Origin of the sequence: Enterobacter cloacae complex sp. GYL001, assembly GCF_049237125.1 — a bacterium.
Lineage (GTDB): Bacteria > Pseudomonadota > Gammaproteobacteria > Enterobacterales > Enterobacteriaceae > Enterobacter > Enterobacter hormaechei_C.
Map to the genome: position 1 here is coordinate 1 of NZ_JBMKGW010000053.1, position 1884 is coordinate 1884.

General features: G+C 61.9%; 1 protein-coding gene and 2 pseudogenes. All 3 read left to right on the forward strand.

Going from position 1 to position 1884, the window contains the following annotated elements:
• Positions 1-624: 624 nt before the first annotated feature.
• A pseudogene (locus ACOTWU_RS25190) lies at positions 625-1362 on the forward strand (recombinase family protein).
• Positions 1359-1583, forward strand: a complete 225-nt coding sequence (locus ACOTWU_RS25195) for a hypothetical protein (RefSeq protein WP_000743213.1) — start codon at positions 1359-1361, stop codon at positions 1581-1583. The pseudogene ACOTWU_RS25190 and the gene ACOTWU_RS25195 overlap by 4 nt, the downstream one beginning before the upstream one ends.
• A 121-nt stretch (positions 1584-1704) precedes the next feature.
• Positions 1705-1809, forward strand: a pseudogene (locus ACOTWU_RS25200) (Arm DNA-binding domain-containing protein); the annotation flags it as partial.
• Between the last annotated feature and the right edge of the window lie 75 nt (positions 1810-1884).

The window sequence follows — 1884 nt, forward strand, 5'->3', positions numbered from 1 at the left end:
GAATAAGACAAAAGGCTGCCTCATCGCTAACTTTGCAACAGTGCCGCGCGACGAGCAGCAGCACCAGGAGCAGAAGCACGTCGAGAAAAAGCAACAGCAGATCGAGCAGCGCCCACGGCGGGCCGCTCGCATCGGATAAGTCGAAAAATCCGGCTAAAGTGGCCGAGCTGCACATCAGGCCGCGCGGTTTTCCTCCCTGATCGCCGGCGCGGTTTCTTCCTCCCTGAACCGCATGCAGACTTGCCGCCTCGGACACCCCGAGGCGGTTTTTTTTCGCCTCGCTCGAGCATCGCCGCATCCGACGATGCCGAGACGACCAGGCCGCGCACGTCGAGCTGCAGCATCGCCATTGCCGACGATGGCACCAGGTCGCCGGCGGTGGCCACCGACCTCGAGCTCGCATCGCCACATCCGACGATGCGCGCCGGCGTCGACCATCGCCAGGTCTGACGATGGCGGCCGCCCTGCCCTGGATCTCGCATCGCCATTTCTGGCGATGAGATCCACGGAGCGGCCATTTAGACCCGCCAATAACGACCCGGCCAAGATAAATCGCATGACGGCCTTTTTGGCCGGGGGTAGCATGACCGGACACTTTGCGTATGCCCAAAGGAGCCCGCAAGTATGCGCAGGACGAAGCCAGTAGCCGCGCCGATGGTGGCGCGGGTCTATCTGCGCGTCAGCACCGACGCGCAGGACTTGGAACGCCAAGAGGCGATCACTACGGCCGCGAAGGCCGCCGGCTACTACGTCGCCGGCATCTACCGTGAGAAGGCATCCGGCGCACGCGCCGACCGGCCTGAGCTGCTGCGCATGATCGGCGACCTATAGCCCGGCGAGGTGGTCATTGCCGAGAAGATCGACCGCATCAGCCGCCTACCTTTGCCCGAGGCCGAGCGCCTGGTGGCCTCGATACAGGCCAAAGGCGCAAGCCTGGCCGTCCCTGGCGTGGTCGATCTATCCGACCTGGCGGCCGAGGCCCAGGGCGTCGCCAAGATCGTGCTGGAAGCCGTGCAGATCATGCTTTTTCGCCTGGCCTTGCAGATGGCCCGCGACGACTACGAGGACAGGCGCGAACGCCAGCGCCAAGGCATTGAGTTGGCCCGCCAGGCCGGGCGGTACAAGGGCCGCCGTGCTGATCCGAAGCGCCGCGCCCAAGTTGTCGCGCTGCGCAAGTCCGGCTACAGCATCAACAAGACCGCCGAGCTGGCCGGGTACAGTGCGGCCCAGGTGAAACGGATATGGGCCGAGGTCAGCCAGGCCGAAGCGAAGCAGCACGGCGCGTTCGTGGAGGACGCATTGACGGAAGCCGATGCCCTGGCCGCTGTCGGCCAGGATGAGCGCCAGGAGGAAAGGGCATGAAGAAGCCGAACCAAGACGACGAGCCGTTTTTCATCACCGAGGAGATTGCGGCCGAAATGATCGCCGGCGGCTATGAGTTCGAGCTGCCGCCCATTCCTTGCACCATCCGCCTACGCGACGTGCTGGAGCGCATGACCGATGCTGAGCTAGCATTGCAGCCGGGCGAGATCGCCGACCAGGAGCGTGAACGCTGCCGGCGCAAGCCGTGTTCAACCTCATGATCTGGTCATGGTATTTTTCATGGCACTGAGCCTGATAGTTCTTGCAAATTGTTGTCACTAAAGGGTTTTGTGTGCTTGTTTACAATCGAGTGGGTATCGGAGACGAAGAAGGACAAGGTACATGCTGACCGATACCAAGCTGCGCAATCTCAAGCCCAGGGACAAACTCTACAAAGTGAATGACCGGGAAGGTCTCTATGTGGGGGTCGCCTCAGAAAACGGAATCTATGGTCACTCCCGTTTTTGCAACACCGATTTTGACGACAAGTTGGCTTGCTTGAATCTATCCGGCGTCTGAATG

Bases quoted from the DNA above. Each gene is read 5' to 3' on its own strand.
- ACOTWU_RS25195 (WP_000743213.1), top strand. From the start codon at position 1,359: ATGAAGAAGCCGAACCAAGACGACGAGCCGTTTTTCATCACCGAGGAG.